Origin of the sequence: Nesterenkonia lacusekhoensis (genome assembly GCF_017876395.1) — a bacterium.
GTDB lineage: Bacteria > Actinomycetota > Actinomycetes > Actinomycetales > Micrococcaceae > Nesterenkonia > Nesterenkonia lacusekhoensis.
The window spans coordinates 347,141-369,215 of the sequence record NZ_JAGINX010000001.1; the positions used below are offsets into that span (position 1 = coordinate 347,141).

Consider the following 22,075-nt stretch of genomic DNA (forward strand, 5'->3'; position numbering starts at 1 on the left):
TGTCTGTGGCCCTCGATAGGCTGGTCCGGTGAGCAGCAGATACTTCGATCGGAACCTCCAGCGGCATGTCCGGCGGGCGGCTCGTCGCGGCATCCGGCGCAATCAGCGCGCAGTCGGAGGGCGAGGCCGTCGTCGGCAGTCCAGCCAGGGAATATTCGGCTGGCTGGGCATCGTGCTCCTCGTGGTGCTGGCAGGTGCGGTGGTCAGCTGGTTCCAACAGGGCGGCGCAGCCCCCGACGGCGACGGGGAAGCCGCCACGCTGGTCCGAGTGATCGACGGCGACACCCTGCTGGTGGACCTGGACGGCGAGGAGGAGCGGGTCCGGCTGCTCAACATCGACACTCCGGAGACGGTGCATCCGCAGGAGCCGGTTCAGTGTATGGGGCCCGAGTCCACGGAGCGGATGGAGGAGCTGGTCAGTCCGGGCGATCAGCTGGTCTTGGAGTTCGATGAAGAACGCACCGACCATTACGACCGGCTGCTGGCCGGGGTCTTCCTCGACGAGGTCTTCATCAACGAACAGATGGCCCGCGATGGTTTCGGGGCGCCGGTCTACTACGCGCCGAATGACCGCTTCCTCGACCAGATCGAGGAGGCCTGGAACCAGGCAGAGGCCGAGGGCGTGGGTGTCTTCGCCGATGACCTGGACTGCGAGCCGGAGCTGCCGTAGGTGGCGTCCGCGCTGACCTTCTAGAATCTCCTCATGACCGAACGCAGCACCCGCCGGGAACGTCTCCTGATCACTGTGGGGACCGCCGGCGCGCTGGCGGCGGTGACCCTGGGCAGCTGGCTGATGGTCTCCGGGGCCATCGACACCAGCTCGCTCACCGGTGCCTCCGGCGTGCCGGAGGGGGACTGCCCCTCCGGAATCCAGCAGCCGGTGGTGGCTGAGCGGGTGGAGGTCAGCGTCTATAACACCACCAATGAACCGGGCTTAGCGGGCGACGTCGCTGCAGATCTCGAGGAGCGCAGCTTCCGGGTGGACGAGGTGGACAACGACTACCTCGCCGACACGGACTTCGAAGGCATCATCCGTGTGGGGGAGCGGGGCCTGCGTCAGGCCTACACCCTGCAGCAGCATCTGCCGAGCACGCTGGTCGACATCGACGGCCGCGATGACTTCAGCGTCGATCTGGTCCTCGGCGCAGACTATGACGGCCTGGAGGATCCCCACGAGGTGGAGATCGCTCCAGGCCGCATCAGCTGCTCAGCCGGGCAGTGAGCTCAGGCGGAACCTGAGTCCTTCCAGCGCTTGGCCGCGATGAAGGAGCGCACGCCCAGCACGATGTAGACCACCAGCACGATCGCGGTCACCAGGGCCGAGACGACGGCGGCGGGCCGCTCTGCCTCACCGGCGAAGAGTTCGCCCAGTCCGCTGAGCGGCATCCCCATGGACAGTGCGCCCAGCAGGGCGATGACCATGCCGATGTGGACGCCCAGCTTGGTGTTCTTCAGCGCGATGAAGCCGCTGATCAGCAGCAGGACGCCCAGAGCCCCCGGGATGAGGGCGGTGAAGTGCTGGGTGTCGTTGGCCATGGACACCACGTAGCCGATGATGCCAACGGCTACGAGGATTCCGCCGACTCCCAGGGTCAGCTTCGGCATCGGGCTGGCAGGTGCGGGTGTGTTCGACATAGGGCTTCTCCTGAAGGGGGCGACGACGGGTGGGTTTCTTCTACACAGTGTAGAAGAAACCCACCCCTTGTCGATATGGGTGTGTGCCGCCGGAGGGCGGATCAGGCAGCGGTGGTCATTCCACAAGCTCCCACTCGCCGCAGCCCTCGCTGATCACGTAGGTGTCGCGGGGGCCGCCGATGCCCAGGTCCATCTCGCCGCCCCACACATCGTCGTCCTCGAGGTAGAACTCGTAGACCTCGTAGTCGCCGAACTCGGTGAAGCTGGTGTAGATGGCGAAGTGGCAGGTTTCTGCGTCCTCATCCCAACTCAGCTCATAGGTACCCTCTTCGACATGCTGGCCGATCTCGTGGACGCCGTCGCCGAAGGTGTCTGCGGGGCTGTCCGGATAGCTGTCCTGGATGGGCTCCCACTCGCCGCAGTCGCGGGAGCTCATGAGGAAGCCGTCCTCCAGCTCGACCACGCCGCCGGGGACGCGCTCGAAGAGGAGGATGTCATCCTCGTTCTCGTAGACGGAGTAGGAGCAGCCGAAGTCGGGGTCCTCTTCGCCCTCGACCTGGCGGTAGACGCCGGGCTCGATGTCCTCGCCCACGACCATGTCCTCACCGTCGCCGAAGCCCTCGCCGGCCTCAGGGAGCTCTCCGCTGTCCTCGTCCTGACGGGCCTCCTCTTCGGCGTCGGTGTCGGCGTCCTCGGTGACGGTCTCGTCCTGCGCGCTGGTCTCGGTCTGCTGGTCCTCATCCTCTCCATCACCCATGGTGAGCAGGACGATCACGAGTGCGACCAGTGCGGCGAAGAGCACGCCGAGCAGCACGAGAGCCCACCAGAAGCGTGCGAAGAAGCCCTTCTCCTGCGGGTCGTCGCCGCCGGGACTCTGCGGTCCGCCGGGGTGACCGGGGCCGCCCGGGCCCTGTGGTCCGCCGGGGTAGCCGGGTCCGCCGGGGTGGCCGGGCCCCTCAGGATGGAAGCTGGGACCGCCGGGCTGCTGAGGTGCTCCGGGGTGGCCGGGACCGCCGTGCGGGGTGCCGGGATAGCTGGGGCTGCCGGGCTGCGGCGCAGTGCCGAAGGTGGGGACGCTGTGGCCGGGCTCGTGGGCCGAGCCTGCGCTGAAGGGCGCGTCCTGCGGTGAGCCCGGTCCTTGGGGCGGAAGCGCCTGAGTGGGCTGAGCGCCGACGTCGTGCTGTGGGGGCATCGCCTGGGTGGGCTGCTCGCCGACGGGCAGCTGCTGTTCCGGCTGCCCGTCAGGGGAGGGCATGTCCCCGGAGTTCGTGGGACTGTCCTCGTTCTCAGGCGGGTGCTGGGTCACCGTCGGTCCCTTTCAGGTAAGTATCCGTCGCTCTCTGGTGAACATTCAACACTACGTGGTATCGCGAGATCAGCTGATGCATCCGGGGTTTCTTCGAAAAAGCGAAGAAATGCAGATCTTTCTTTGGATTGATGTGGATCAGGGGTTGAAGAGGGCGCAAAACTGGAAGAGCGCCAACCGCACGGTCCACGATTCGAAGGAGATTCTCATGACCGAGACGATCGCCCGCCCCGCCGCTGAACAGAACGGCACCGCTCCCCAGCCGGAGCCTCAGTCGGAGTTCCGCAGGAAGGTGGATGCTCTCCAGAAGGACTGGGAGACCAGCCCCCGCTGGAAGAACATCACCCGCGACTACTCCGCTGCCGAGGTCATCAAGCTGCGCGGCACGGTGCAGGAGGAGAAGACCCTGGCCAAGCGCGGTGCGCAGAAGCTGTGGAAGCAGCTGACCGAGGAGCACGCCGCAGGGCGCTACACCAACTCGCTGGGCGCACTCTCCGGCAACCAGGCCGTGAACTACGTCAAAGGTGGCCTGCGTGCCATCTACCTCTCGGGCTGGCAGGTCGCCGGCGACGCGAACAACTCCGGCCACACCTACCCGGATCAGTCGCTGTATCCGGCCAACTCGGTGCCCACCGTGGTCCGGCGCATCAACAACGCCCTGATGCGTGCTGATCAGATCGAATACCTCGAAGGCATCCGCTCCGTGGATGACTATGTGGTCCCGATCGTCGCCGACGCCGAGGCCGGCTTCGGCGGTCCTCTCAACGCCTACGAGCTCATGAAGGCCATGATCGACGCCGGCGCCGCCGGGGTGCACTGGGAGGACCAGCTGGCCTCAGAGAAGAAGTGCGGGCATCTGGGCGGCAAGGTGCTCATCCCCACCAGTCAGCACATCCGCACGCTGCAGGCAGCACGTCTGGCCGCCGACGTCCACGACGTCGAGAGCCTGATCATCGCCCGCACCGATGCCGAGGCCGCCACGCTGATCACCTCAGACGTGGATGAGCGCGATCGGCCCTTCATCACCGGTGAGCGCACCGCTGAGGGCTTCTACAAGGTCACCAACGGCATCGAGCCCTGCATCGAGCGCGCCAAGGCCTACGCTCCGTACTCGGATCTGATCTGGATGGAGACCGGCACCCCGGACCTGGAGGCGGCACGTCAGTTCGCCGAGGCGGTGAAGGCCGAGTACCCGGACCAGATGTTGGCCTACAACTGCTCGCCCTCCTTCAACTGGAAGAAGCACCTCGACGACGAGACCATCGCCAAGTTCCAGAACGAGCTGGGCAAGATGGGCTTCACCTTCCAGTTCATCACCTTGGCAGGCTTCCACAGCCTCAACTACTCCGCCTTCAACCTGGCCAAGGGTTACAAGGAGGAGCAGATGAAGGCCTATGTGGAGCTGCAGGAGGCCGAGTTCGCCGCCGAGTCCGACGGCTACACCTCCACCAAGCACCAGCGTGAGGTCGGCACCGGCTACTTCGACGCCATCTCCACCACGCTGAACCCCGAGTCCTCCACCACTGCGCTGAAGGGCTCCACCGAAGAAGGACAGTTCCACTGAGTCGATGACTCAGGTGGACGGAATCTGACAAAGGAGTCGGAGAGATGAACACCCCCAGCTCGATCACCATCAACGGCATCACACTGACCGGACCGCAGGCCCCGCGCCAGAACGAGGTCCTCACCGCAGATGTGCTGAGCTTCCTGGCCACGCTGCACCGTGAGTTCGGACCCCGGATCGAGGCGCTCGACGCCGTCGACGGTGCCTCCGACGAGGCGCTGGGAGAAGCTGAAGAGGTGGCCGCCTCCTGGTACGCGCTGATCGATAAGCAGCTGTCCGAGCCGCCGTGCACCTTCATCACCCCGCGCGGCCTGGCTCGGCCGGAAGGCCGCATCCTCTGTGAAGGTCAGCCGCTCTCGGCCGGCGTGGTGGACTTCGGTCTGCACATCTTCCGCAACGCGCGCACCCTGATAGCAGATGGCAGGGCGCCGTTCATCTCCCTGCTGGGCCTGGAGTCGGAGGAGGAGCTGCAGCTCTGGCAGGACCTCTTCATCCGGGCTGAGGAGCTGGCGGGTCTTCCCGACGGCACGATCCGGGCCATCCATCTGGGCCCGGGGGAGCCGGATCAGGACGATGACGAGGACGGCGATGCCAGCAGCGCAGCGGTGCTGACCGGAGCCAGTCGCCGCATGAGTGCCGCTGCCTGACCCGGATTCACTCCGCAGACCACCGCCGCCCAGGGTTCGAGGTCCCCTGGGCGGCGGTCTTCTGCGTTCCGCACTCATCCACGGGGAGGAGGCGTTCAGCCGGAGTGGCGTTGGAGGAACTCGTAGACCTCGCGGGTGTCCACACCGGGGAATGCTCCCTGGGGCATGGCGGCCAGAAGGTGCGTGTTGGCCCGCGCGGCCGGCCAGGCGTTGCCGTCCCAGGCTGAGGCCAGCTCGGGCGGGGGCTGCCGGCAGCAGGTGGGATCCTCCGGGCAGCCCGACTTCGACCGCGCGGGCGTGTCCCGCCCGCGGAACCACTTCACATGGTCAAAGGGCACCCCGATGCTCAGCGAATAGATCCCTGAGGAGTGCGCCTCCGTCCGCGCCGTGCACCAGAAGGTCCCGACGGCGGTGTCGGTGTATTGGTGGAAGGAACGGAACTTGTCCTCCACATCGAACACCTGCCGAGAGGTCCACTCCCGGCAGATGGTCTGACCCTCGATGGCCCCGGAATGATCAGCCGGGAAGTTTACGCCGTCGTTCTCATAGGCCTTATGGATGATCCCGGACTCGTGCACCTTCTGGAAGTGGCAGGTGATGCCCAGGTGTTCAGTGGCCAGATTCGTGAACCGATGGGCAGCCGACTCGTAGGAGACGGCGAAGGCATCGCGCAGGTCCTCGATGGCCAGCTCCTTGCGCTGCTTGGCCTGGCGGAGGAACTCCACCGTGGTGCGCTCGGGCATCAGCAGCGAGGCGGCGAAGTAGTTGGAGGAGACCCGTTGGCGCAGGAACGCGGAGTAGTCCTCCGGCTCGGTGTGGCCCAGGACCTCGTGGCCCAGGGCCTGGAGCAGAACGGAGCGTGCGTCCCAGTCTCGGGAGCGCCCTTGGGTCAGGTAGATGATTCTGTTGCGCTGATCGGTCACCGATCGGGTGGAGTTGGGCAGGTTCGGCACGAACCGCAGTGAGTACCCCAGATGTTCGGCGATATCGGCGGCCACATGGTGGGAGAGCGGTCCGGAGGTGTGCCCGACGGCGTCGAGCAGCTCCTGGGCGGCCGCCTCGATCTCCGGATAGTAGTTGTTCTTCTGACGCATCTCCTCGCGCAGCTCCGTGTTGGCCCGCCGGGCCTCCTCCGGAGTGGCCGCCTGCTCCTCGAGGCGGCGGCGCAGCTCCCGCTGCAGCGAGACCAGAGATTCCAAGACGTCCATGGGCAGGCGGTTGCTGATGCGCACAGCGGGCAGCCCCAGGGCGGCGTAGAGGGGACCGCGCTGGGCCTTCTCCAGCTCGATCTCCAGGGCGGCCCGCCTGGACGGAGGCTCTGCGCCGAAGAGATCGTCCAAGGTGACGCCGAAGGTCTTCGCCAGCTGATTGAGCTGAGAGAGCTTGGGTTCGCGCTTGCCGTTCTCCAGCAGGGACAGCTGGGAGGGGGCGGTCTCCAGGGCGGCGGCCAGGTCGTCCAGTGTCATGCCGGCGCGCTTGCGCAGGTGTCTGACCCTGCGGCCCAGAGCGATGAGGTCGATCTCGTCCTCAGAGTCCTCCGCCGGGAGCGCCTGTGCCGTCCGCATAGTCCTCCATTCTAGGACAGTCCGCCCGCCCTGTGACGCCCCTCATATGATGATCGAAATGTGCACGAATGTGATCCAGTATATAAGGTGTGATGCGGCTCGCAGGCCGGAGTGTCCCGTCACCCCGTGCTGATGAGCCGCACGATCTGGCAAATGGACGTAAGGGAGCGCCCGCTCATGGACGAGCCGTCAACACTGCTGACCCTCGGTGGTCTGGGAATCATCGCCGTCACCGTCGGCCTGCTGATGTGGAACAAAGTCTCCCCGGTGGTGGCCATGGTGGTCACCCCCATCGTGGGAGCGCTGCTGGTCGGCTTCGGCCTGAGCGAGATCACGGAGTTCTTCGACGCCGGCGTCTCCCAGGTGATGAACGTCGTCGTGATGTTCATCTTTGCGATCCTCTTCTTCGGGATCCTCACCGACGCCGGGCTCTTCGACCCTGTGGTCCGGGCGCTGATCCTGGCCACACGCGGAAAAGTCGTGCTGGTGACCGTGGGCACTGCGCTGATCGGCGTGGTGGCGCATGTCGACGGTGCCGGAGCGACCACCTTCCTGCTCACCGTGCCGGCTCTGCTGCCGCTGTATCAGGCGCTGCACATGAGCCGGTACCTGCTGCTCCTGCTGTTGGCCATCTCTGCCGGCATCGTGAACATGATCCCCTGGGGCGGGCCGCTGGGCCGCGCCGCCTCCGTGCAGGGCATCGATCCGGTGGAGCTGTACCGTCCGCTGATCCCGCTGCAGATCGTGGGCATCGTGCTGATCCTGATATTCGCGGTGCTGCTGGGTCTGCGTGAGACCCGGCGCATCAACCGGCGGGTCGCCGCCGGCGAGATCGAGGTTCCCGAGGACGTGGACGTCCGCGGCATCGCCGATGACTTCAGCCGCCGTCAGCGCGAGGAGCGGGCCGACATCGTCGAGAAGATGAACTCGGCGCGGTGGGTCTACTGGGCCAACGTGGTGCTGGCACTGGGTGTCATCGCGCTCATGCTTGCTGACATCCTGCCGCCGCAGTTCGCCTTCATGCTCGGTGTGGCCATCGCCCTTCCGCTGAACTTCAAGGGATCGAACCTGCAGATGGAGCGCATCCGCGCCCATGCTCCCAATGCTCTGATGATGGGCGCCGTCATCCTGGCCGCCGCGGTCTTCCTGGGCGTGCTCAATGAGTCCGAGATGCTCGAATCGGTCGCTCTGTCCACCCTGGCCGTGCTGCCCGAGGGGCTGGGCCCCAACCTGCATCTGGCCATGGGAGTCCTGGGTGTTCCGATGGACCTGCTCACCTCCACCGATGCGTACTACTTCTCCGTGCTGCCCCTGGTGGACGCCACGGCCGGTCAGTTCGGCACCGGCCCCATGGAGATCGCCCACGGCATGCTGGTCGGCAACATCATCGGCACCTTCGTCAGCCCGTTCTCGCCGGCGCTGTGGCTGGCTCTGGGGCTCTCCGGAGCAAACCTGGGCTCTCATCTGCGCTACTCGTTCTTCATCATCTGGGGCTTCTCGATCCTGATGATGCTCGCCGCTCTGGCTCTGGGGATCTTCTCCATCCATTAGTTCCGCCTGGTCAGTGTCGCGCGTCAGACTTAGTGGCAGGGCCGTTATGTAGGTCCTGAAGGAGAGTCAGTCATGGGTAGACCACCCTCGATTCCGGCGGAGAAGAAGACCCGGATAGTGCTGAGCGTGCTGGCCGGCGAGATGTCCATCGCCGAAGCGGCACGCAAGGAGAAAGTCAGTGAGCAGTCCATCGGACGGTGGAAGGCCGAGTTCCTGGAAGCCGGCAAGACCGCCCTGGTGGCCGGCAGGTCCGGACCATCCTCCCGAGAGGAACAGCTGGAGGCCGAGGTCGCCGAGCTGACCCAGGCCTTGGGCGAGGCACACCTGGAAGCCAGGGTGTGGAAGAAGTCCGCGGAGGGCCGGCTGGGCCCTTCGAGGACCTCGAGGTGATCCGCGTGGAAGCGGGCATGTCGACCGCGAGGTTCTGCCAGCTCTTCGACATGCCCGAGCGGACCTGGCGCCGCTGGCAGGCCAAGGCCCGCACCGGGACGGCGGTGAAGGGACCGTGGCCGCAACCGGGACGGCAGGCCGCCAGGGAACTGGTGGTCAAGCACGCGCTGGCCCATCCGGCGTGGGGGCATCGGAAGATCTGGGCAATGGTCCGCCACGACGGGCATGTGGTTTCCGAGGCGACCGTGCTGCGAATCCTGCGCGACGAGGGGCTGATTCTGCCCGCGCAGTACCAACGGGAGCGACGGAAGCTGGCCGAGCGGCGCAAGGCCGCGTTCGCCACCGAGCCCTCAGGCCCGAACCAAGTCTGGCAGCTGGACTTCAGCGAGTTCGAGACCACCACCGGAGGGACCTGGCGGCTGGCCGGGTGCCGGGACTACTGGTCCAAGTACGAGCACCCCTTCCACGTTTCGCCCACCGGGAACCAGCACGACGCGATCGACGCGATCGAGTTGGCCCTGGCCGACTACGAGGCCATGTTCGGTCACCCGCTGGTCGAGGCCTGCCCGGTCGATCCCGAGACCGGTGAGCTGTTGCCCGTGGTGACCATCGTGACGGACAACGGCGGGCCGTTCCGGTCCTTCCGCTTCGAGTCCTTCATCGCCGCCCACCCCGAGCTACACCACGTGCGCACCCGAGTGAAGACCCCGGGGCAGAACGGGTCCCGTGAACGCGGCTTCGGCACGCTGAAGTACGAACGGCTCTACCTGGACGAGATCGACGACGCGATCGTGCTCGCCGAGCGGGCCGAGGACTACCGGATCGAGTACAACGAGCTCCGGCCCCACGAGGCCATCTCATGGAACCGGCCCAAGGAGGTGCACCTGGGCCTGGCCGACCCCACCACCCCGACATTCAAAACCAAGGAAATCCTGCCAACTACTTGACGCGGGACATCAGCACGCACAGAGGCCCCGCAGGAGATCCTGGGGCCTCTGTGCGTGCTGAGGGCTCATCTCTGCGCGGTGGGAGCGTGGATCCGTGCGGCTCTCTGTGTGACTTCTGGTGCGTCGTCGCAGGTCAGAGCGCGACAGCGGCATCACACGCATTTATTGTTACTAGCATGTAAAACGATGATTCCCAGGTTTTGGTAAGGTCACTAGAGTTCTCAGCCTCGACGAAGGAAATGACGTGACCTCCAGCACCGCCGAACCGGCAGTGAGTGTTCGGAATGTGTATAAGGCCTTCGGAAAGCGGCCTCAGGAGATCGTGCGCCAGGTGAAGGAGGGTGCTGAGCGCTCTGACCTCACCCACCTCGGCACGGCAGCGGTGATCGACGCCAGCTTCGACATTCCACCCGGACAGATCTACGTGGTGATGGGCCTCTCCGGCTCCGGCAAGTCCACGCTCATCCGTACGCTCAACGGGCTCCAGCCGCCCACCGACGGCGTCGTGGAGATCATGGGCCAGGACATCACCGCGGCCTCCCCGGCTGAGCTGCGCGCCATCCGACGCGAACACCTTGCGATGGTCTTCCAGCACTTCGCACTGCTTCCGCACCGCACAGTCGCCCAGAACGCCGCCTACGCCCTGGAGGTCCGGGGCGAGTCCAAAGAGGCGCAGCGGCAGCGAGCCGAGGAGGCTCTGGCCATGGTCGGCCTGGACGGGTGGGGCGACCACCGTCCCGATGAGCTCTCCGGCGGCATGCGCCAGCGCGTGGGACTCGCCCGTGCCTTGGCCGCCGACACCGACATCATGCTCATGGATGAGGCCTTCTCCGCCTTGGATCCGCTGATCCGTCGCGATATGCAGACCCAGCTGTTGGAGCTGCAGAAGGACTTGGGAAAGACCATCGTCTTCATCACCCACGACCTCAATGAGGCCATCCGTCTGGGGGACAGGATCGCGATGATGAAGGACGGGCGGATCGTTCAGCAGGGCACCGCCTACGAGCTGGTGACCCAGCCGGCCGATGACTACGTGGCACGGTTCGTCGAGGAGATCGATCCGGCGAGCATTCCGGCTCCGGGAGGTGCGGCATGAATGAGGGCGTGATCCTGGCCGAGGAGACCGAGGGCACCGGAGTCCCGCGGATCCCATACGACACCTGGTTGGAGGACGGCTTCAACTGGCTCACCGGCACGTTCAGTGCAGTGGTCGATGGTGCCGACGCCGCCCTCAGCACGGTCTCCGGCAGCCTGGCCGACCTGTTGGCCGGACCTGATGCGCTGGTGCTGGCACTGATCTTCGTACTGGTCGGCTGGCTCCTGCGCGACTGGAAGATGGCCCTGCTGACCGCCCCGCTGATGTTCTTCATCATCAGTGCGGACCAGTGGGAGAACACCATGGAGACCCTGGCGCTGGTGGCGGTGGCCGCCGTCGTCGCGCTGATCATAGGCATCCCTCTGGGCGTGCTCGCGGCGAAGAACAGCGTGGTCTCCAACGCCGTCAGACCGGTGATGGACCTGATGCAGACTATGCCCGCTCTGGTCTGGCTGATCCCGGCCATGGCCATGTTCGGCCTCGGCATGGCAGCCGGCATCTTCGCCACGGTCATCTTCGCGCTGCCTCCGGGGGTGCGCCTCACCGAATTGGCGATCCGCCAAGTGGACCAGGAAGTCGTGGAGGCCGGCCATGCCTTCGGCTCCACACCCTGGCAGATCCTGATGCGCATCCAGCTTCCCCTGGCCACCAAGACCATCATGGCTGGAGTCAACCAGGTGATCATGCTCGCCCTGTCCATGGCGGTCTTCGGCGGGTTCGTCGGCGCCGGCGGGCTGGGCAATGAGGTCAGCCGAGCGATCAACACCCTGGACCTCGGCCTCGGGCTGGAAGCCGGCCTCTGCGTGGTCATGCTGGCCATCTATCTCGACCGCGTCACCGCCTCCATCGGCTCCGGGGGAAGCCTGGCGGGACGCCTTCTCCGCACCAAGGGCATGGGCTTCCGCAAGGCCGCCGGGCCGGCCTCCGTCTAGACCTATAGGCACCACACAGACCTACAGGCAGTACACAACGCACCAGAGGAGAGAAGGAACAGAACAATGGCAGTACGCAACGGAAGGCTCACCACCCTCACCGGACTCTCGGCCGCCGCCATCTTGGCGCTGAGCGCCTGCGGCGACGGCGGGGACGACGGCAACGGTGACGACAACGGCGGAAACGGTGACGGCGGCACCATCACCCTCGGCTACATCGACGGATGGACCGACGGTTCCTCGACCACGTTCCTGTGGCAGCACATCCTGGAGGAGCAGGGCTACGACGTCGAGATCGAGGCGCTCGGCGACGCCGCCCCGGTCTACCAGGGTCTGGCCGACGGAGATATCGACGTCTACCCCTCGGCGTGGCTGCCCGGAACCCACGCCGAGTACATGGACTCCCACGGAGACGACCTCGAGGACCTCGGCGCCTACTACGAGGGTGCTGTGCTGACGCTGGCGGTGCCGGAGTACACCGAGATCGACTCCATCGAGGAGCTCAGCGAGAACGCCGCCGACTTCGACAGCCAGATCGTGGGTATCGAGGCCGGCGCCGGTCACATGGCCACTACGGAGAATGACGTCATGCCGGGCTATGGTCTGGACGACTTCGATCTGGTGGAGTCCTCCACCGCGGCCATGCTCTCTGAGCTGGACAACGCGATCGAGGCCGAAGAGGACATCGTGGTCACCCTGTGGCGTCCTTTCTGGGCCTACGGTTCCTGGGACCTGAAGGATCTCGAGGATCCGGAGGGCCTCTACGGCGAGGAGGAGACGCTGAACCTCGTGGCCAGCGCGGACTTCTCGGAGGAGTTCCCGGATGTCGCCGAGTGGATGAGTGCTCTCGAGCTCAGCGATGATGAGTACGCTGAGCTGGAGCGTCTGGTCGTGGAGGAGCACGACGGTGACGCCGAGGGTGCCGTGGAGTGGGCCGAGGCTCACCCTGAGATCATCGAGGAGCTGACCGGCGAGTGATCTGAGCGGCAGGCTCAGTCTCAGTCGACACAGGAGGCCCCGCAGGAGATCCTGCGGGGCCTCCTGCTGTCCGCGCGAGTCTCGGAGGGTGAAGTCGGATCCTGTCTGCGTCGAGCTTGCCTCAGGCGCGCAGGATGCCCTCTGCGATCTCGCGGGCCTCGGTCAGAAGCTGTCCGCCGTAGATGCGGTGGTGGGTGAAGGCGCCTTCCAATAGGAGAAAGAGGTGGTCGGCGGTGCGCTGGGGATCGGAGATCTGCGGGCAGTCCTCCTCGATCAGCTCGCGCAGCCGCTGGCAGATCGCGTGCTTATGCTCGTGGATGATCGGGTAGGCGGGGTGGTCCTCGCTCAGCTCTGCGGCCGCATTCAGATAGGCGCAGCCACGCGTGATCGTCTTCGCGTCCTCCGTATAGACGTCGAAGAACGAGAGCGCCCGCGGCGCCTCCGCTGCCTCGACGGCGGCCTCCAGCGTGGGCCACCAGCTGTGGTGCCGCTGGGTCAGATAGGCCTGGACCAGGCCGTCCTTATTGCCGAAGTTCTTGTACAGGATCGGCTTGGTCACCTCCGCCTCGGCGGCGATGGTGTCGACGCCCACCGAGTGGATTCCCTGTTCGTAGAACAGCCGCGAGGCCACGTCCAGGATGCGGTGGGCTCCTGGGGTCAGGTTCTCGATCGGGGCGGTCTCGATGGCCACGTGGACTCCTTGACTTAACAGGTCTGTATACCTAGTCTGACAGGGCTTGCGGTTACCGATCTGTATACCTCTGGCGCTGTCCTTTCCCACCCAGTCTAGGAGGCCCGCCGTGACGACCCCTGCCCTGCTCCAGACCACCGCCGCGCCGCTCGGTCCGCGGCAGACCGCACAGCTGGCAGCCTCCGGGCTGGTGCTGATCGCAGTGGCCTACGGGCTGGCGCGCTTCGCCTACGGGCTGTTCGTGCCGGCCTTTCGCGCTGAGTTCGGCCTGGACCCCGGCGTGGTCGGTCTGATCGGCTCATCCAGCTACGTGGCCTACTGTCTGGCCATCTATCCGGCCATGATGCTCACTCCGCGGCTGGGCAGCCGCACCATGGTCGTCATCACCGGCACGCTGGCCACACTCGGCACGGCCCTGGTGGGCCTGGCTCCCCATGCGGCAGTGCTCGCTGTGGGTGTGGTGCTGGGTGGGATGAGCACCGGACTGGCCTCTCCACCGCTGGCGCACGCCGTGTCCGCACGGGTCGCATGGCCCCACCGGGACCGGGTGCAGACCATCATCAACGCCGGCACCGGACTGGGTGTGGCCGTCTCCGGTCCGGTGGCCCTTGTGACCCTGGCCCACTGGCGCAGCGCCTGGCTGATCTTCGCCGCCGTCGCGCTGCTGGCCACGCTCTGGGCGGCTCAGAGCGTGCCCCATGCTCGGCTCGCCCGCCCTGGTGCGGAGCGGCAGGGCACGGGCGAGCGCCTGCGTTCTCTGCTGCCGGATCCGCTGCTTCCCGACGGCGCGCTGCGGCTCCACGCCACCGCCGTGCTGATGGGCGCAGCCACCGCCGCCGTGTGGGTGTTCGGCCAGGACGTCCTCACCGGCAGCGGCGGTCAGAGTCAGTTCACCGCCACGGTGGCCTGGTCGGGGCTGGGACTCTGCGGGCTGCTCGGAGCGGCCGTGGGGGACATCGCCCATCGTGTCGGAATGCGCGTGGCCTGGGGCGGCAGTGCGGTGCTCATCGCCCTGGCTACTGCGGTGATCGGTCTGCTGCCCGGCCAGGTGGGGCTCACCGCAGCGGCCTGCGGAGCCTTCGGCGCGGTCTATATCGCGATGAGCGGTCTGATCCTGATCTCCGCGGCGGCCACCTACTGCGAGCAGCCGGCGGCCGGCGTCGGGGTGGCCTTCCTGATGCTGGCGCTGGGGCAGAGCATCGGAGGCTCTTTGGTGGGTGGGCTTCTAGAAGGGCTCGGCGCTGCGCCGGCCTTCACTGCGGCCGCCGGCGTCGCGCTGATCTCCGCGGTGCTGGCGCCGAGGCATCTGGCGTCCTCACAGGTCCGCTGAACTGCCCGCTGAGGTTCGGCCTGGCAGGGCCGCCCGTCCCAGGTCTCCTCGGGCATCGAGCGGCTTCACCGGTTTTGCCGAGGGTTCACCGCGGTCCCGCATCAGGGCCTCCTCCTGTTCACCTCGGATCGGTTCAGTGGCCGAATGTGCGCAGTTCTGCTGTGCCCAGATCCGAATCACTCACATTCGAGCAGGAGGAGCCGACGTATGTCAGCTGAGACCACCGAGACCGTCCGAAGGACCCCTTTTGCGCGGTTGGCCACCGTCGGGATCGCCGGCATCTTCGCCCTGACCGCCTGCGGCGAATCCGCCGCCGATGAGAACGACGGGGCGGAGAACGGCGACGCCGAGGCCTCGGAGACCAGCGACGACGTCATCACCCTCACCGGTGTGCCCGCCGAGGACTCCACCCATCTCGAGGCCGGCTTCGAGCTGTTCATGGAGGTCCTCGAGGAGGAGACCGGTCGTGAGGTCGAGTTCAGCAGCGTCACCGACTACAACGCCGTCATCGAGTCGCTGATCGCAGGTCAGGCCGACATGGCCATCGGATCCCCCTTCACCTATGTCCGCTCCGGTGACCAGGGCGCCGAGGTCGAGGTCCTCGGCGGCCGCGTCGAGGAGGAGGGCGAGGAGGCCGGCTACGTCTCCTACGCACTGGTCCCCGAAGGCTCGGACATCGAGTCGCTGGAGGACGCCGAGGGACGCAGCGTCTGCTACGTGGAGCAGGGCTCCACCTCCGGCTACCTCTACCCCTCGGCCGGCATGATGGAGGCCGGTCTGGACCCGATGGAGGACGTGGACGCTCAGCTTCCGGGCTCCCACGACGGTTCGGTGCTGGCCATGCTGGACGGGCAGTGCGATATGGCCTTCGCCTATGACTCCATGGTCACCACGCTGCTTCCTGAGCGCGGTGAGCTCGAGGAGGACGACTACGAGATCGTCTGGGAGTCTCCGATGATCCCGGCCTCCCCGATCTTTATGAACACTGAGACGCTCGATGAGGAGACCCAGGAGACGCTGCGCGGCCTGTTCGAGGACGAGCTGATCAACGTGGACAACCTGGTGGAGGCCGGCTACTGCGACTCCGCTGAGGAGTGCTCCCTGCCGGAGGAGTCCTACGAGTACACCCCGGTGGACGACGAGCTCTACGACGGCATCCGCGAAGTCTGCGAGATCACCGAAGCCGAAGCCTGCGACAGCTGACGCCGCCCCTCGCCGCCCCTTCAAGGAGACCCATTGTCTGTGCCGAACGACTATGACCTGAGCCTGAGAGGCGTCACGAAGCTCTTCGCGCCCTCCACCACCGCGGTGCAGGACGTGAGCTTCGATGTCAGCCCGGGGACCTTCACCATCCTCCTGGGACTCTCAGGCTCAGGGAAGTCGACCCTGCTGCGCCTGCTCAACGGACTGCACCTCCCCACCGAGGGGGAGGTGCGTGTGCTGGGCACCGACGTCGCCCAGGCCGGCAGGTCTGAGCTGCGCCGGCTCCGCAGGGACATCGGAATGGTCTTCCAGCAGTTCCACCTGGTGGGCTCCATGTCCACTCTGGAGAACGTATGCACCGGGGCGCTGGGGAGCCTGCGCGGGCCGCGCGTCGGGCTCTTCAGCTATCCGAAGGACGTGCGTGAGCGCGCCCTGGAGCAGCTGGAGCGCGTGGGGCTGGCCGATCAGCGCTTCCAGCGCGCCGACACCCTCTCCGGCGGCCAGCAGCAGCGTGTGGCCGTAGCCCGCGCCCTGGTGCAGCAGCCCAAGATCCTGCTGGCCGATGAGCCGGTGGCGTCCCTGGATCCGGAGTCCAGCAACCAGGTGATGTCGCTGATCGCGCGTATCGCCCGGGAGGACAGCCTGACCGTGGTGTGCAGTCTGCATCAGGTGGAGCTGGCTCTGCAGTGGGGCGAACGCGTCTTCGGCCTGCGGCACGGGGAACTGGTCCTCGACGACAGCTCGGCCAACATCACCCACGAACGGGCGATGTCCATCTATGGGAACTCCGCCGTGCTGCCCGCGGTCCCCGCATCGAGCGGAGCCCCAGTCTGATCATGGCCGTCCCGACAGACGAACGTCCACGGACAGTCCCAGCGCCCGACGCCGACGCCGGCTCCGGCACCCCTGCGCCCCCGAGCGACCGCCGGACTCTGCCCAGCCCCTCGCCCCGCGGCATCACCGTCGCGGTGGTGATGGGTCTGTTCCTGGCAGGGGGCATCTGGTCGGTCATCGATCTGCGGATCAACCTGGCCTCCCTGCTGGACTCCTGGTCCAACACTCAGAACTTCATGCAGCGTGCCCTGCCGCTGGACTTCCCGGCGGCGGGAGAGCTGCTGCAGGGGACACTGACCACTCTGAGCATCGTGCTGCTGGCCACGCTGCTGGCAGTGCTGCTCTCCATCCCGTGTGCCCTGTTGGCCGCGCGGAGCACCTGCCGTTCGGCGGCGCTGCGGACCTCATCCCGTGTGTTCATCGTGATCATGCGAGCCATCCCCGAGCTCATCCTCGCGCTGTTCTTCCTGCGCGTCTATGGATTCGGCGCCGGTGCCATCGCCGGGATCCTTGCCTTGGGTCTGCACTCGGTCGGCATGCTCGGCAAGATGTACGCCGATGCCATCGAGGACCACGACGATGGCCCCCGCCAAGCGCAGGAGACCGCCGGGGCCAAGCGGGTCCAGCAGATCTTCGGCTCGGTCCTGCCGGGCATCATGCCGGCGATCATCGCTCACGCTCTGCACCGGTTCGACATCAACCTGCGTGCCTCGGTGCTCCTCGGCTGGGTCGGTGTGGCCGGTCTGGGTGCCGACCTGCGTGCCGCCCAGGGCGTGGGCAACTATCCGCGGCTGCTGGCCCTGGGCCTGGTCGTCCTGCTGCTGTGCATCCTGGTGGAGATCATCTCTGGGCGCCTGCGCATGAAGCTGCTCGGACGGGCTGAACCCAGCCGATTCGGCGTGCTGTGGGCCTGGCAGAAGCTGCGGGGCCGCTGGTCGGGGGAGCGGCTGGAATCTCGGCCCGTGCTGGGCAGCCGGACCATCCCGCCCTGGGACGGCGCGCGGATCGCCCGATTCAGCTACATCGGACTGACCGTGGCGCTGATCCTGGCCTCGATCATCTACATCGAGTGGAGCGCCCTGCTGGCCTTCGCCGCCTCCTGGACCGACGCCGATGTCAGCTCCTGGGAGGTGCTGACCGGGGAGTTCCACATCTCTGCCTTCTTCGCCGGGTTCGCGGAGATGCCGGAGGAGAGTCAGCGGTGGTTCCCACCCCAAGACGGTGACATCCCATCCACGATCTTCGCTCAGATCCTGGTGACCATCCAGATCGCCTTGGCCGCCACCTTCCTGGGTGCGCTGCTGGCCCTGCCGGTGGGCGCGCTGGCGGCGCGGAACGTTGCTCCGCGCCCGGGTGTGGCCCAGTTCTTCCGCATGATCATCGTGGTGACCCGTGGCATCCCGGAGCTGATCCTGGCGCTGCTGCTGATCATCATCATGGGTCTCGGAGCGGTGGCCGGCACGCTGGCTCTGGCCTTGGGCGCTATGGGCCTGCTCTCCAAACTCGTGGCCGACTCGATCGAGGAGACTGACGTACGCGTCCAGGACGCCCTGGTCACCGGCGGGGCTGGACGGGCACAGGTCTTCTTTGCCGCGACGATGCGCCAATCCGCCCCCGCTGTGGTCTCCCACGTGCTCTACCAGCTGGATGTGAACTTCCGCTCGGCCACCCTGCTGGGGATCGTCGGAGCCGGAGGCATCGGTTATCAGCTGGAGATGGCCCGGCGGACCCTGCAGTGGGAGGTGGTGACCTACATCCTGATCACCGTGGTCGCCATCGTGCTGCTGATCGAGGGGCTCTCGGTGTTCGTGCGTCGGCTGATGCGCTGACTACTCCGGCGAGCGGCCTGGGCGGGGCCTCCGGGCCTCGCCCTGCTTCACGTCATAGCGGCCGTGGACGAACCAGTAGAGCAGCAGGGAGACGGCGACGACGCCGGCGCAGCTGGCGTACATGGTGCGGTAGCTGCCAAGCTCCACCAGCTGGCCCAGCACCAGCGGTCCCAGGCCGAAACCCATATCCATCATCAGGAAGAAGGTGGATATGCCGATGCTGGTCCGGTGGGCCGGCAGGGCCGAGGCGATGATCGCCTGCAGCACCGGCAGGATGGAGCCGAAACCGAACCCGGCCAGCGCTCCGGCGGTCAGCAGCACCGCCTGGTTGGGGGTCCAGGCCAGCAGGACCAGTGAGGCCGCATAGGCCAGGATGGCCGGGTAGACGGCCACATTGTCGCCGAACCGATCCTGGATCTTGCCCATGAACAGGCGGGAGGCGAGCACGGCGGAGGCGTAGACCACGAAGAAGATGGAGGCGGAGTCGACCATCCCCTCGCTGTGGGCGAATCCGTTGAGGAAGGTCATCACCGAGGCGAAGCCCAGGCCCAGCAGGGCGGCCACCAGGGCGATGGCGAAGGCTCCGGGCTCGATGATGTCCTGCGGGCGCAGCATCAGCCGGTCGCGCAGCCTGGCCTGCCGCGTCTTCTGCTCGGGAAGGCGGATGAGCAGCGCGGCGGCCAGAGCCACGGCTGAGAGCACTGTGGTGGCCACGAACATCGCCCAGAAGCCGTAGTGGGCGGTCAGCTGGATGGCACCCAGCGGACCCAGTGCGGGCGGCAGCGCATTGGCCAGCAGATAGTAGCCGGCACCTTCGCCGCGGCGCGACTTGGGGATGAGCTCGAAGACGGCGGCGTTCAGCGCGGTCTGCCCGAAGGCGAAGGCCGCGCCGTGAGCTAGGCGCAGCAGGATCAGCGTGGTGTAGGAGTCCACCACCAGATAGGCCAGTCCGGCGATCACATAGGCCACCAGGCAGGCCAGGATGGTCCGACGCCGGCCCAGGAAGTTCACATACTTGCCGGCGAAGACCCGGGCGCACAGGGCTCCGACCACGAATGCGGAGGCGGCGAAGCCGGCGGCCGTCTCTCCGGCGGCGAACTCTTCGGTCGCATAGACGGCCATGCCGGTGACCAGCAGGAAGAAGACGATGGCCAGGAAGAGATTGATGATGATCGCGAGGAAGAAGTCCTTGGTGAAGAGCCTCGCATCATCAGTCACGCCACGATTCTTTCATAGTTCGCAGATACAACAAGCTGGTGATCGGCTGAACGGGGGCGCTCAGGCAGAGGGCGAGTTCCGCATCCTCAGCTGCTCCAACTGGGCGGCCACGCGGCTGGCGTCGGGCGCTGAGACGTAATACCACTCAGCCAGGCGGGGACTTCCGCCGATGCTGATCTCGCCGCTGCGGACCGCCTGGCGGAACTCCGGCCGGATCTTCACCAGCAGCGTCTCAGAGCCGGCCAGGTAGCCGATGCGGCCTCCGCCCATGAGTTTCCAGCCCACGTCGAAGCTGCCGCCGCGCGGTGCCTCCTCGATGGAGGCGATGGCCTCCCAGGGGAGGTTCCGGGTGACCACATGTCCCATGGACATGGTGAGCCCACTCTGGGCAGAGGCCTCCACATGGACCACGCAGGCCTTCACCAGCACAGTGCACAGCAGGGCAGTGGTGCCGATCACGCTGAAGGTCAGCACCAGGTCGGCCAGGCCCGACTCCTCCGGGACCAGCAGGAAGACCGTCAGCACGATGAGCGCGGTGAAGCCGAGCAGGCCATAGATGAGCACATAGGCCGGGCGTTCGGGCTGGCTGAGCGTGCTGACGGCGTCAGGGTCGGCGGCAGGGGAGTGGGGCGAGCGATCCATGCCTCCATTCCATCAGACGCGCGGAAAGTCCTCCCGAGCACGAAAAAGGCCGGCCCGGGAGCGTATCCCGGACCGGCCTTCTCGCAGCCTGAAGAAGCTTCAGAGGGAGAGGATCACTCCTCTTCCTCGTCCTTCTTCTCGACCACCAGGGTCTCAGTGGTGAGCACCAGGGCGGCGATGGAGGAGGCGTTCTGCAGAGCAGAGCGGGTCACCTTCACCGGGTCGATGACGCCGTCGGCGATCAGGTCGCCGTAGACACCGGTCTTGGCGTTGAAGCCGTGGTTCGGCTCCAGCTCCGCAACCTTGGAGGCGACCACGAAGCCGTCCTCGCCGGCGTTCTGAGCGATCCAGCGCAGCGGCTGCACCAGGGCACGCTTGACGATGCCCACCGCAGCGGCGGCGTCGCCGGAGAGCGCCTTGACCTCGGCGTCCTCATCCAGGGAGGAGAGCGCGTTGATCAGTGCGGTGCCGCCGCCGGCCACGATGCCCTCTTCCAGTGCGGCGCGGGTGGAGGCCACGGCATCCTCGATGCGGTGCTTGCGCTCCTTGAGCTCCACCTCAGTGGCGGCGCCGACCTTGATGACGCCGATGCCGCCGGCGAGCTTGGCGAGGCGCTCCTGGAGCTTCTCGCGGTCCCACTCGGAGTCGGTGGCCTCAGCCTGGGCCTTGATCTGAGCGGCACGTGCGTCCACGTCCTCCTTGGAGCCCGCACCGTCGACGACGGTGGTGGCGTCCTTGGTGACGGTCACGCGGCGTGCGGTGCCCAGCTGGTCCATGCCGACCTGGTCCAGCTTCAGGCCGAGGTCGGGGGAGATGACCTGGCCGCCGGTCAGCACGGCGATGTCCTCGAGCATGGCCTTGCGGCGGTCGCCGAAGCCGGGAGCCTTCACAACCACCACGTTCAGCGTGCCCTTGAGCTTGTTGACCACCAGGGTGGACAGGGCCTCGCCCTCGACGTCCTCCGCGATGATGAACAGGGGCTTCTTGGCCTGCATGACCTTCTCCAGGACCGGGAGGAACTCCTGCATGTTGGAGATCTTGCCCTGGTTGATCAGGATCAGCGGGTCCTCGAGGACGGCCTCCTGACGCTCTGCGTCGGTGACGAAGTGCGGGGAGAGGTAGCCCTTGTCGAACTGCATGCCCTCGGTGATGTCGAGCTCGGTCGACGTCGTGGAGGACTCTTCGATGGTGATGACGCCGTCGGTGCCCACCGAATCGAAGGCGCGGGCCAGCAGCTCGCCGACCTCGTCGTTCTGAGCAGAGATGGCGGCGACGTTGGCCACCTGCTGACCCTCCACGGGCACAGCGTTCTCGCGCAGACGGCGGGTCACTGCGTCGACCGCGGTCTCGATGCCGCGCTTGATCTCACCGGGTGCTGCACCGGCGGCCACATTGCGCAGGCCTTCCTTGACCAGGGCCTGAGCCAGCACGGTCGCAGTGGTGGTGCCGTCGCCGGCGACGTCGTTGGTCTTGGTGGCGACCTCCTTGGCGAGCTGGGCGCCGAGGTTCTCGTAGGAGTCCTCGACCTCCACCTCGCGGGCGATGGTCACACCGTCGTTGGTGATGGTGGGTGCGCCCCAGGACTTGTCCAGGACCACGTTGCGGCCCTTGGGGCCCAGAGTGACCTTGACCGTGTCTGCGAGCTTGTCGATGCCGGCCTCGAGAGCCTTCCGGGCGGCATCGTCGAATTCAAGCTGCTTTGCCATAGGTGTGGATA

Annotated in this window: 21 protein-coding genes; 14 read left to right on the forward strand and 7 right to left on the reverse strand. The window is 66.6% G+C overall.

All coding sequences use genetic code 11. The features are described 5' to 3' along the window. Nucleotides 1–28 precede the first annotated feature (28 nt). Nucleotides 29–670 carry a thermonuclease family protein gene (locus JOF45_RS13575; RefSeq protein ID WP_210047489.1) on the forward strand — a complete coding sequence of 214 codons (642 nt, stop codon included), beginning with the start codon at nucleotides 29–31 and terminating at the stop codon, nucleotides 668–670. 33 nt (nucleotides 671–703) lie between these two features. Then, nucleotides 704–1,222 (forward strand): LytR C-terminal domain-containing protein, encoded by a 519-nt coding sequence (locus JOF45_RS01650; protein WP_210047490.1) that lies wholly within the window; start codon nucleotides 704–706, stop codon nucleotides 1,220–1,222. 2 nt (nucleotides 1,223–1,224) lie between these two features. On the opposite strand, the gene JOF45_RS01655 is transcribed toward JOF45_RS01650, so the two are convergent. Together JOF45_RS01655 and JOF45_RS01660 are read right to left on the reverse strand one after the other, a co-directional pair. Beyond that, on the reverse strand, nucleotides 1,225–1,635 hold the full coding sequence (locus JOF45_RS01655) for a hypothetical protein (RefSeq protein ID WP_245324106.1): 411 nt from the start codon (nucleotides 1,633–1,635) through the stop codon (nucleotides 1,225–1,227). A gap of 115 nt (nucleotides 1,636–1,750) precedes the next feature. Continuing rightward, nucleotides 1,751–2,941, reverse strand: coding sequence for a hypothetical protein (locus tag JOF45_RS01660; protein ID WP_210047491.1), 1,191 nt, complete (start codon nucleotides 2,939–2,941; stop codon nucleotides 1,751–1,753). Nucleotides 2,942–3,149: 208 nt separating this feature from the next. On the opposite strand from JOF45_RS01660, the gene aceA reads away from it, so the two are divergent. Together aceA and JOF45_RS01670 are read left to right on the forward strand one after the other, a co-directional pair. Continuing rightward, complete coding sequence (aceA, locus tag JOF45_RS01665) at nucleotides 3,150–4,505, forward strand: isocitrate lyase (protein ID WP_210047492.1); 1,356 nt, start codon at nucleotides 3,150–3,152, stop codon at nucleotides 4,503–4,505. Nucleotides 4,506–4,549: 44 nt separating this feature from the next. Then, nucleotides 4,550–5,152, forward strand: a complete 603-nt coding sequence (locus JOF45_RS01670; protein ID WP_210047493.1) for an aldolase/citrate lyase/malate synthase family protein — start codon at nucleotides 4,550–4,552, stop codon at nucleotides 5,150–5,152. Between the two features lie 95 nt (nucleotides 5,153–5,247). On the opposite strand, the gene JOF45_RS01675 is transcribed toward JOF45_RS01670, so the two are convergent. Then, nucleotides 5,248–6,717, reverse strand: a complete 1,470-nt coding sequence (locus JOF45_RS01675) for a helix-turn-helix domain-containing protein (RefSeq protein ID WP_210047494.1) — start codon at nucleotides 6,715–6,717, stop codon at nucleotides 5,248–5,250. 177 nt (nucleotides 6,718–6,894) lie between these two features. On the opposite strand from JOF45_RS01675, the gene JOF45_RS01680 reads away from it, so the two are divergent. From JOF45_RS01680 to JOF45_RS01705, 6 genes are all read left to right on the forward strand, one after another. Beyond that, nucleotides 6,895–8,268 carry a CitMHS family transporter gene (locus JOF45_RS01680; protein ID WP_210047495.1) on the forward strand — a complete coding sequence of 458 codons (1,374 nt, stop codon included), beginning with the start codon at nucleotides 6,895–6,897 and terminating at the stop codon, nucleotides 8,266–8,268. A 72-nt stretch (nucleotides 8,269–8,340) separates the two neighbouring features. After that, nucleotides 8,341–8,658 carry a transposase gene (locus tag JOF45_RS01685; protein ID WP_010080477.1) on the forward strand — a complete coding sequence of 106 codons (318 nt, stop codon included), beginning with the start codon at nucleotides 8,341–8,343 and terminating at the stop codon, nucleotides 8,656–8,658. 17 nt (nucleotides 8,659–8,675) lie between these two features. Next, the gene (locus JOF45_RS01690) at nucleotides 8,676–9,605 is read left to right on the forward strand and encodes an IS3 family transposase (protein ID WP_152744531.1); all 930 of its coding nucleotides are present in this window, start codon (nucleotides 8,676–8,678) and stop codon (nucleotides 9,603–9,605) included. 244 nt (nucleotides 9,606–9,849) lie between these two features. Further along, entirely contained in the window at nucleotides 9,850–10,701 is an 852-nt protein-coding gene (locus JOF45_RS01695) for a quaternary amine ABC transporter ATP-binding protein (RefSeq protein WP_210047496.1), read from the forward strand. Continuing rightward, nucleotides 10,698–11,633: an ABC transporter permease gene (locus tag JOF45_RS01700; protein WP_210047497.1), complete on the forward strand. Its 936-nt coding sequence runs from the start codon at nucleotides 10,698–10,700 to the stop codon at nucleotides 11,631–11,633. The genes JOF45_RS01695 and JOF45_RS01700 overlap by 4 nt, the downstream gene beginning before the upstream one ends. Nucleotides 11,634–11,699: 66 nt before the next feature. Beyond that, nucleotides 11,700–12,611, forward strand: coding sequence for a glycine betaine ABC transporter substrate-binding protein (locus tag JOF45_RS01705; protein ID WP_210047498.1), 912 nt, complete (start codon nucleotides 11,700–11,702; stop codon nucleotides 12,609–12,611). Between the two features lie 121 nt (nucleotides 12,612–12,732). Here the strand turns inward: JOF45_RS01705 and JOF45_RS01710 are convergent, their stop codons facing one another. Next, a complete protein-coding gene (locus JOF45_RS01710; RefSeq protein WP_210047499.1) occupies nucleotides 12,733–13,302 on the reverse strand; it encodes a TetR/AcrR family transcriptional regulator in 570 nt (189 codons plus the stop codon). Between the two features lie 109 nt (nucleotides 13,303–13,411). Here JOF45_RS01710 and JOF45_RS01715 point away from each other — a divergent pair, with 109 nt between their 5' ends. From JOF45_RS01715 to JOF45_RS01730, 4 genes are all read left to right on the forward strand, one after another. Next, nucleotides 13,412–14,632: an MFS transporter gene (locus JOF45_RS01715; RefSeq protein ID WP_210047500.1), complete on the forward strand. Its 1,221-nt coding sequence runs from the start codon at nucleotides 13,412–13,414 to the stop codon at nucleotides 14,630–14,632. A 207-nt stretch (nucleotides 14,633–14,839) separates the two neighbouring features. Further along, nucleotides 14,840–15,835, forward strand: a complete 996-nt coding sequence (phnD, locus tag JOF45_RS01720) for a phosphate/phosphite/phosphonate ABC transporter substrate-binding protein (protein WP_210047501.1) — start codon at nucleotides 14,840–14,842, stop codon at nucleotides 15,833–15,835. A 39-nt stretch (nucleotides 15,836–15,874) separates the two neighbouring features. Beyond that, nucleotides 15,875–16,669, forward strand: coding sequence for a phosphonate ABC transporter ATP-binding protein (gene phnC, locus JOF45_RS01725; protein ID WP_342591500.1), 795 nt, complete (start codon nucleotides 15,875–15,877; stop codon nucleotides 16,667–16,669). Nucleotides 16,670–16,671: 2 nt separating this feature from the next. Beyond that, nucleotides 16,672–18,498 carry a PhnE/PtxC family ABC transporter permease gene (locus JOF45_RS01730; protein ID WP_210047503.1) on the forward strand — a complete coding sequence of 609 codons (1,827 nt, stop codon included), beginning with the start codon at nucleotides 16,672–16,674 and terminating at the stop codon, nucleotides 18,496–18,498. Here the strand turns inward: JOF45_RS01730 and JOF45_RS01735 are convergent, their stop codons facing one another. From JOF45_RS01735 to groL, 3 genes are all read right to left on the reverse strand, one after another. Continuing rightward, a complete protein-coding gene (locus tag JOF45_RS01735; protein ID WP_210047504.1) occupies nucleotides 18,499–19,716 on the reverse strand; it encodes an MFS transporter in 1,218 nt (405 codons plus the stop codon). 60 nt (nucleotides 19,717–19,776) lie between these two features. After that, entirely contained in the window at nucleotides 19,777–20,358 is a 582-nt protein-coding gene (locus tag JOF45_RS01740) for a hypothetical protein (RefSeq protein WP_210047505.1), read from the reverse strand. Between the two features lie 113 nt (nucleotides 20,359–20,471). Further along, nucleotides 20,472–22,064, reverse strand: a complete 1,593-nt coding sequence (gene groL / locus JOF45_RS01745) for a chaperonin GroEL (protein WP_210047506.1) — start codon at nucleotides 22,062–22,064, stop codon at nucleotides 20,472–20,474. Nucleotides 22,065–22,075 lie beyond the last annotated feature (11 nt).